Below are 8,154 nucleotides of genomic sequence, written 5' to 3'. Positions count from 1 at the left end.
CGAGAACAGCACCCTGCCCGGCTATTTCTTCCGCCCGGCGCCGGACAACACGCCGCGGCCCACATTCGTCATGGTCAACGGCAGCGACGGCGCGCTGAGCGGACTGTGGAGTTCGGGTGCATCCGGCGCGCTGGCCCGCGGCTACAACGTGCTGATGTTCGACGGACCGGGGCAGCAGTCGATGCTGTTCGAGCGGGAAACGGCATTCCGTCCGGATTGGGAGGCGGTACTCACCCCGGTCCTCGACCATCTGCTCGAACTGCCCGGCGTCGACGCCGAACGGGTCGCGCTGTACGGGATCAGCCAGGGCGGATTCTGGATCGCCCGGGCGCTGGCCTTCGAGCATCGTTTCGCGGCCGCTGTCGCCGATCCCGGTGTGGTCGATGTTTCGGCCTCCTGGGCGTCGAATATCCCGAAATCCCTGCTGAAACTGTTCCATGCGGGCAAGAAGAAGCAGTTCGACACCGAGCTGGGAATCGGCCTGAAGCTCTCCGGAAAAAGTGCCCACACCTGGAACTTCCGGGCGCGGCCGTATCGGTGTGACAGCTATTTCGACACTTTCACCGCGATCGGTGAGTACACACTCGGCGCGGCCGAGGCCGCCCGGATCACCACCCCTCTGTTCATCGCCGACCCCGAGGACGAACAGTTCTGGCCGGGCCAGTCCCGGCGTCTGGCCGAAATGGTTGCGGGGCCGGTGCACCGCTGCCGGTTCACTGCGGCCGAAGGCGCGAACTACCACTGCCAGCCGCTGGCCCGCGCCCTCACCGACCAGCGGATGTTCGATTGGCTGGACGAAACGCTCGGTTCTCGGTGACGATCGGTGTCTTCGCCACTGAATGGGACCGGCGACCCATCGGATAGGGCGGTACACCCATGGCCGTCCTTCCGGAAGGTAGGTTCGCACGATGGCTTTGCGCGTAGTTCAGTGGGCGACCGGGGGTGTCGGACAGGCCGCGATCGAACATATCCTGGCCCATCCCGACCTCGAGCTGGTCGGCTGCTGGGTTCATTCACCGGAAAAATCCGGTAAGGACGTCGGCGATATCGTCGGGTCGGACAAAACCGGTGTCATCGCGACCCACAGTGTCGAGGAAATCCTCGCGCTGGACGCGGACTGCGTCCTGTACGCGCCGCTGCTGCCCGATGCCGGACAGGTTCAGGCGATTCTGCGTTCCGGCAAGAATGTCGTCACTCCCCTGGGCTGGTTCTGGCCGACCGACAAAGAACGGTCGAAGATGGAACCCGCGGCCCTGGAAGGCGGCGTGACCTTGCACGGCACCGGTATCGACCCCGGCGGCGCCACCGAACAGCAGCCCCTGTTCTTCAGCGGACTGTCGTCGGCGATCACCTTCGTTCGCGGCGAGGAGTTCTCCGATATCTGCACCTACAACGCCCCCGATGTGGTCCGCCACATCATGGGCTTCGGCGGAACCCCCGAGGAGGCGAAAGCAGGACCGATGCTCGGCCTGCTCGCCCGCGGTTTCGAACAGTCGGTCCGCATGTGCCTGGATACGCTCGGTTTCGCGGACGCCGAGATCCGCAGCAGCCACGAGCTCGCTGTCGCCACCGCACCGATCGATTCACCGGCCGGCGTGATCGAACCCGGCCGCGTCGCCGCGCAGCGTTTCGCCTGGGAGGCGTTCATCGGCGAAACCAAGGTCGTGCGGGTGGCGGTCAACTGGTTGATGGGTGAGGAAAACCTGGACCCGGCATGGGAATTCGGCTCCGGCGGGGAACGCTTCGAGATCGAAGTCAAGGGCGACCCGGACTGTTCGGTGGTCATCCACGGCTGGCATCCGACCAGTGTCACGGCCGGGCTGCTCCGCAACCCCGGGATCGTGGTCACCGCCGCGCACTGCGTCAACTCGATCCCTACCGTGTGCGCCGCGCCGCCCGGCATTCTCACGTTCGTGGATATGCCGGTGGTCACCGGCCGCGCCCACCCCGATCTCGCGGGGTGACAACCTCTTCGAGGACAGACACGAACGAACCGGCACTCGTCCGGTTCGTTCGTGAGCCGGTCAGACAGCGGCGATCACGACTGCCGACGCGACCAGCGCCGTCACCTGCAAACCCACGCGCAGGAAGATAATGCTTTCCCAACGCTGTTGCAGCGCTCGCGCGTTCGCCGGAATCACCCCGGATAGCGCCGCCGCCTTCTGCGCCACGTTGACCGGCTTGGCGATTCGCGCGTACAGGACGAGCCAGGCGACCAGCGCGACCACGGCGACCGCGCCCGCTGCCGCCGCCACCGGGTAACCGCCGAACCCCGCCACCACGGCGGCTGCGAGAGCGCTCAGCAATCCGGTGATGCCGACCGGTGGCATCCGCGAGTCGGCGAAATAGTGCCCCCACCCGGCGCTGAGGGTCATGGTGGCATCGTCGAGCCGGGCATTGACCGAGCGCGTGACGAGTGCGGCGACCGCGTCCGCGCCGTAGACGACGGCATTGGTGACGACGGCGAGCACAGCGAGAACTTGGATGATGGTGGCCACAGCGGACTCCTGAAGGGTTTGTTTCGGCTGGTCGGAAGTGCTCTATGCGGTCTGTGCGGCCGTATCGGCGCCGGCGCGCTCGCGGATCGACAACACTCCTAGCAGCGCGAGGAAGGCGGCGGTCAGGCCGTGGATTCCGAAAGCCGTGGCGGCCGAACCGTTGTGGAGCAGGACGGTGAGCATGTCCCCCACCGGGATCAGCGCGAACCCGAGTAACACGACCCCCAGCGCGTACCGCTGGCCCAGCGCGAGTAGCACCAGCACGACGATCCCGGTGACCGTATCGCGAACTCCCTTGAGATTCGAGAACGCTGCCGCTTCACCGGTGGGCCATACCGGCAATCCGAAGCCGGGAGCGATCCATTCGGGAGCGATCAGATAACCGATCCCGATGTACAGGATGAATGCCGCCCCGATCAGGGACAACACGGTGACGATGCGGCGAGTGGTGATCATGATCGACTCCATATCTAGCATTGCTATGTCTGATAGCGACACTAACCTGCTGGCGCTACTTTGTCTAGCGCTGCTAGATTCGATGTATGGGTATCCAGAACAGGCGCGAACGGGAACGAGCCGACCGGCACCGGCTCATCGTCGGTACGGCCCGCGAACTGGCGGAAACCGAAGGCTGGGACGCCGTCACCGTGCGCAAACTCGCGGACCGCATCGAATACAGCCAGCCCGTCCTCTACAGCCACTTCGCCGGTAAACGCGCCATCGTCACCGCGGTCGCCCTCGACGGCATCACCGAACTCGCCGCCGCCCTCCACCACGCCCGCACCACCGCCCCCGACGAATCCGCAGCTCTGGCCGCCGTAGCCCGTGCCTACACCGACTTCGCCGCCGAAAACCCCGCCCTCTACGACGCCATGTTCGTCCTCCCCACCGACCTCACCTTCGGTGAAGGCGCCCCCGAACCGCTCCGCAACGCCTTCAGCGAACTGGTCACAACCTTCGCCCCCTTCGCCGCCTCCACCGATGTCGAAACCCTCACCGAAACGATCTGGAGCACCCTCCACGGCCTGGCCACCCTGGAACGCAACAACCGCCTTCGCCCAGGTCACCGGACGGAGCGGTTGGCGATCCTGCAAGGCTGGCTCGAAGATGCCGCACACGACCCCGCTGAGCCGCACGCGAAATAGTCGCCTGCTACGCGCGCAGTGACGATTTCGTAGGCCACCGCACCGAGAACGGGCTCGGGTTCTGCACCTGTGCCGCCCGGCCGGGTCGAACCCACGGGTCTCTTCCCGCGCACGCCCGCGGCGTGTTCGTTCGCGACCCGCGCGCCCGGTTCGTTGACCCCCGTGTGCGGGTGGGATTCAATGCAGCCGGCGTCCGAAAGACGTTTCGCTGCTCAGGCTTGTGCACAACTCGTCACACCGCGCCGGTAACCGGCCGATCCGGAGGCTGCCCGCGGTAGCGCCCGGCGGCTGCCGGGGAACGGAGTCGACGATGAGGACGGTCGCATTCGGTTCCGGGGCACTACCCCGGACGATCCGGGCTCTGGTCACGGCGGCACTGCTGCTGTCGGGCAGTACGGCAGCAATCCCGGCTGCCGCACAGGCCGGCCCTCCACCTGCGGCTACCGACTCCTTCTACGACTACGACCAGCCCCTGACCGCCACCGCTCCGGGGGCAGTCCTACGTTCCCGGCCCGCGCCGTTCGCGTTCCCGGAGTTGTCCACACCCATCACCAGCACCCAGGTGCTCTACCGGACCACCACCCAGCAGAACGCCCCCACCGCAGCAGTCACCACTGTGCTCCGCCCACTCGTCCCCGGCCCCCCACGACTGCTGTCGTACCACATGGCCTACGACGCCCTCGGATCCCAATGCAACCCCTCGTCCACGCTCACCGGCCGGACCGGCAGCCCCGGCGCCATCATGGAGCAGGCCATCATCGCCGGCTATCTCGCCGCCGGCTTCACCGTGGTGGTACCCGATTACGAGGGCCTGGAGCTGGAGTGGACCGTCGGCCGGCAATCCGGCTACGCCGCCCTCGACGGAATCCGGGCCGCCGAACAGATCCTCGGCCTGCCCGCATCGACACCGGTCGGGATGACCGGATACTCGGGCGGTTCGGTGCCCACCGAATGGGGCGCCGAGCTCGCCCCGCACTACGCCCCCGAACTCGCCCTGATCGGCGCCGCCGCCGGCGGGTTACCCGTCCACCTCGCCCACAACCTCCCCTATGTCAGCGGCAGCGCCGACTGGGCGGGCGTCATCCCGGCCATGGTCGTCTCCTTCCGCCGCGCCTACGGCCTCGATACCGCCGCCTTCCTCTCCGAACGCGGAGCCCAGCTCGCTGCCGCCGTGGAGAACCTGTGCCTCGGGCAGTTCGCCAAGCGCTATCCCGGCCTCACCGACGCCGAAATGGTCCGCGCCCCTTACCGTTCCCTGATCGACGTCCCGGCGGCCGCGGCCGCCGTCAACGACAACATCATGGGCACCGCCGGCACACCCGCCGTTCCGCTGTTGCTCGCCGTAGGCCAGAACGATCCGGTCGGCGACTCGGTCATGGTCGCCCGCGATATCGAGGCCCTGGCCCACCAGTACTGCGGCCGCGGCGTCCCGGTGACCTACGCCCGATACCAGCACCACGACCACATCGCCGCCTTCGCCCGCTTCCAAGCCGAGGCCGCCCAGTTCCTCACCGACCGTTTCGCCGGCACCCCAGCCACGACGAACTGCGCATCCATCGGCCCCGGCAACGCCCTCGCACCAGTCCCCGTCCCGGCCGGGTGATCGACGGGAGAGGGTGCCACGATCGAATCATGTCGAAAGATCCTGTAGACCTGGCCGCGAAGCTGTCGCTGTTCGCCGAGCACTGGTCGCCCAAGGTGGTGGCGCGGCTCAACGATTACGAAATCAAAGTCGTCAAACTGCAAGGCGAGTTCGTGTGGCACAAACACGACGAAACCGACGAGCTCTTCTTCGTCATCGACGGTGAACTGATAATCCAGATGCGTGACGGGGACGTCCGGGTCCGGCCGGGCCAGTTGTTCGTCGTACCGAAGGGTGTCGAGCACTGTCCGATAGCAGACGGGGAAGTGCACGCAATGCTCATCGAACCCGCAGGAGTTCAGAACACCGGCGACGCAGGTGGCCCGCTCACCGCGCAGTACGACGACTCCTTCGCCTGACGGGTCTGTTGCTGACACCTGAATACAGGACCGAACTGGCCCCGTTGCAGACGCATACGCCGTCGTACCCGCCGCTTGCGCCACGGTCAGCAGCCTTTCTATAGCGGGGGTGTCGGCGGGTGCGGGGCCGGCAAGCGCTCAGGGCGGTCTGCATGCGGCGATCGCGATGAGCGAAAGCACCTTCATCGACGCAGTGAGCACCGATGAACCCGAGCCCCGGGACCTGGGCTTCCGAACTGTCCCTCCGCTGAGCGCCTGAAGTGGGGACGATTGCCCCCGAAGCAGCATAGGGCGGCACCGAACTATGGCGCGGCGGAGATCTATCCGTAGTGGTGGCGGCACGAGAGAAGGTGGATCACCTCGTCCTCGCCCCGATAGACCAACCGGTGCTCCTGGGTGATCCGCCGCAAAGTGCTCGCCGATCGGGCCGGCAGCTGCAGCCTGGACTCGGGAGGCGTTGTGATAGATCGTGACAAGGTGGCCACTGCGGCACCCCGGCGGAGGCGTCGACGCAGGCGGAAATCAGCTTTCAGAGCTGATTTCCGAGTGGAGCCGCCTAGGAGAATCGAACTCCTGACCTTTTCATTACGAGTGAAGCGCTCTACCGACTGAGCTAAGGCGGCGTGCCGTTCGGCGTCGCGAGTCTATCGTCTCCGGCCGGGGAACGCGAAAACGGGTGGTCAGGACGCTTGAGCGAGGAGGGTGGCGGCCATTGCGGCCAGGGCGAAACGGGGTTTGACGTTGCGGTCCAGGGCATCGCGGCAGGCGAGGACGGCGTCGATCGAGCGGAGCAGACCCTCGGGGCGGATGCGGGTGGCGAGGGTGCGGGCGCGATCGGCCATATCGGGGTGGTTCATGGTGAGGCCGGTGGGGTCGCCGAAGCTCACGGCCAGGGCGTCGCGGTAGAGACCGGCAATATCGAGGAGGGCGCGGTCCAGGGCATCGCGGCCGGTGCGGGTGGTTCGGGATTTCTGGCGTTTCTCCAGGTCTTTCAGGACGCCCGCGGAACCGCGGGTGGCGCCGGCCGCCCCTTTGCCGGTGCCGCCGGCCCCCAGGGCGGTGGCGAGTTCGTCGCGTTCGCGTTCATCGCGTTCGGCGCTGAGTTCTTTGGCTTCGTCGTCGGCGGCTTTCACCAGCTCATCTGCCGCAAGATAGGCGTTACCGCGGAAGACCGCGGCAACCAGGTCGAGCGCGCGGCGGCGGCGGACGCGGGCCTCGTCGTCGGTTGCGAGGCGGCGGGCGCGGCCGATATGGCCACCACTCACTGCGGCCGCCCATTCGGCGGTTTCCGCGTCCAAGCCGTCGTGGTCGCGCAATACCTGGGCGATGGCGGGCGCCGACGGGGTGACGAGATGGACATGGCGGCAGCGGGAGCGCAGCGTCACCGAGATGTCCTCGGGGTCCACCGAGGGGGCGCACAGCAGGAAAACCGTCCGTTCGGGCGGTTCCTCGACCACCTTGAGCAGGACGTTGCCCGCGGCTTCGGTGAGCCGGTCGGCGTCTTCGATCACCACGACCTGCCAGCGGCCGGTGCTGGGGCGGCGGGCGGCGATCTGCACGATTGCGCGCATCTCCTTGGTGGAGATACTCAAACCCTCCGGTATCACCCGGCGCACATCACCGTGGGTTCCGGCCATCGTGGTGGTGCAGGCGTGGCAGTGGCCGCAACCTGGCCGGTCGGGGTCGGTGCATTGCAAGGCCGCGGCGAAGCACAATGCAGCAACGGACCGTCCGGACCCCGGCGGGCCCGTGAACAGCCACGAATGTGTCATCGCCGAGTCCGCGGCGCCGGAGCGTGCCGCCACCGCGGCGGCGGTCAGTTCGGCCGCTACCGTCTCCTGCCCCACCAGCCGATCGAAGACGTCCGTCACGTCCGACACCCTAATGGACCCGCTGGGCCCTGCTCATCGGATGGCCTCGGCCGGTCGAGCGGAGGCCGGCAGGCCTATCCAGCACGCTGAGCGGTGGTGTTCGCACCGTCCAACTGTTCGCGGATGATATCTGCGTGCCCACTGTGGTGGGCGATCTCACGCAGGATGTGCAGGATCAGGAAACGCGCCGACCACCACACCCGGCCGGGCACCCACGGGTTGGTGGGGGTGGGGATGGAGGCGTCGAGGTCGTCCACCGAGCGAATGAGTTCCGCGGTGTTCGCCGCGACGATCTCCCATTCCGCGAGCAAACCGGCCACGGTTTCCGAGTCGCCGATGCTGTATTGGCCTTCGAAATCTTCCAGCTTCTGTTCCGCGTTCTCGTCGCGGTCCACGAGCACTTTTGTCCACAGCCGTTCACAACTGACCAGATGGTGCAGCAGCCCACCCAAGGTGAGTTCGCTCGCGGTGGTGCGCTGCCTTGCCTGCTCTTCGCTGATACCCCGCAGGGTGATGCGGAACATCTCGCGTTGTTCGTCCAGCAACTGGATGAGGTCGTCGTGCTCCTGGCGGCCGGCCATCGGCGCTCCTTCTGATCGGTGTCGCGCGTCAGGCTACGGCTCGGGTACGACAACTATT

Annotated in this window: 10 protein-coding genes and 1 tRNA gene; 5 read left to right on the top strand and 6 right to left on the bottom strand. The window is 66.9% G+C overall.

The window, feature by feature from the left end; genetic code table 11:
* Positions 1-817 (top strand): alpha/beta hydrolase family protein (locus QH196_RS26420; RefSeq protein WP_280418543.1); only part of this gene is annotated, 817 nt, incomplete at its 5' end.
* A 91-nt stretch (positions 818-908) separates the two neighbouring features.
* Positions 909-1,964 (top strand): NAD(P)H-dependent amine dehydrogenase family protein, encoded by a 1,056-nt coding sequence (locus QH196_RS26415; RefSeq protein ID WP_280418542.1) that lies wholly within the window; start codon positions 909-911, stop codon positions 1,962-1,964.
* Between the two features lie 60 nt (positions 1,965-2,024).
* Here the strand turns inward: QH196_RS26415 and QH196_RS26410 are convergent, their stop codons facing one another.
* Together QH196_RS26410 and QH196_RS26405 are read right to left on the bottom strand one after the other, a co-directional pair.
* Positions 2,025-2,498, bottom strand: a complete 474-nt coding sequence (locus tag QH196_RS26410; protein WP_280418541.1) for a DUF1772 domain-containing protein — start codon at positions 2,496-2,498, stop codon at positions 2,025-2,027.
* 42 nt (positions 2,499-2,540) lie between these two features.
* Positions 2,541-2,954 carry a DUF4267 domain-containing protein gene (locus tag QH196_RS26405; protein ID WP_280418540.1) on the bottom strand — a complete coding sequence of 138 codons (414 nt, stop codon included), beginning with the start codon at positions 2,952-2,954 and terminating at the stop codon, positions 2,541-2,543.
* Between the two features lie 86 nt (positions 2,955-3,040).
* Between QH196_RS26405 and QH196_RS26400 the strand changes: the two genes are divergently transcribed.
* The 3 genes from QH196_RS26400 (at position 3,041) to QH196_RS26390 (ending at position 5,644) form a co-directional block, all read left to right on the top strand.
* Positions 3,041-3,643, top strand: a complete 603-nt coding sequence (locus QH196_RS26400) for a TetR/AcrR family transcriptional regulator (protein WP_280418539.1) — start codon at positions 3,041-3,043, stop codon at positions 3,641-3,643.
* A 310-nt stretch (positions 3,644-3,953) separates the two neighbouring features.
* Positions 3,954-5,246 carry a lipase family protein gene (locus QH196_RS26395; protein ID WP_280418538.1) on the top strand — a complete coding sequence of 431 codons (1,293 nt, stop codon included), beginning with the start codon at positions 3,954-3,956 and terminating at the stop codon, positions 5,244-5,246.
* A gap of 29 nt (positions 5,247-5,275) precedes the next feature.
* A complete protein-coding gene (locus QH196_RS26390) occupies positions 5,276-5,644 on the top strand; it encodes a cupin domain-containing protein (RefSeq protein WP_432279563.1) in 369 nt (122 codons plus the stop codon).
* A gap of 320 nt (positions 5,645-5,964) precedes the next feature.
* Here QH196_RS26390 and QH196_RS32590 read toward each other — a convergent pair whose 3' ends face one another.
* The 4 genes from QH196_RS32590 to QH196_RS26375 all read right to left on the bottom strand — a co-directional run bounded on the left by QH196_RS32590 (position 5,965) and on the right by QH196_RS26375 (position 8,096).
* Positions 5,965-6,129, bottom strand: coding sequence for a type II toxin-antitoxin system YoeB family toxin (locus QH196_RS32590; RefSeq protein WP_432279562.1), 165 nt, complete (start codon positions 6,127-6,129; stop codon positions 5,965-5,967).
* Positions 6,130-6,191: 62 nt separating this feature from the next.
* A tRNA-Thr gene (locus tag QH196_RS26385) sits at positions 6,192-6,267 on the bottom strand.
* Positions 6,268-6,324: 57 nt separating this feature from the next.
* Positions 6,325-7,515, bottom strand: a complete 1,191-nt coding sequence (locus tag QH196_RS26380; RefSeq protein ID WP_280418537.1) for a DNA polymerase III subunit delta' — start codon at positions 7,513-7,515, stop codon at positions 6,325-6,327.
* 74 nt (positions 7,516-7,589) lie between these two features.
* Complete coding sequence (locus QH196_RS26375; protein ID WP_280418536.1) at positions 7,590-8,096, bottom strand: DUF664 domain-containing protein; 507 nt, start codon at positions 8,094-8,096, stop codon at positions 7,590-7,592.
* Positions 8,097-8,154: the final 58 nt, after the last annotated feature.

It is taken from the genome of Nocardia carnea (assembly GCF_029868325.1).
Taxonomy (GTDB): Bacteria; Actinomycetota; Actinomycetes; order Mycobacteriales; family Mycobacteriaceae; genus Nocardia; species Nocardia carnea_C.
The sequence above is the reverse complement of the archived record's forward strand: the minus strand, read 5'-3'. Positions and strand labels throughout refer to the sequence as shown.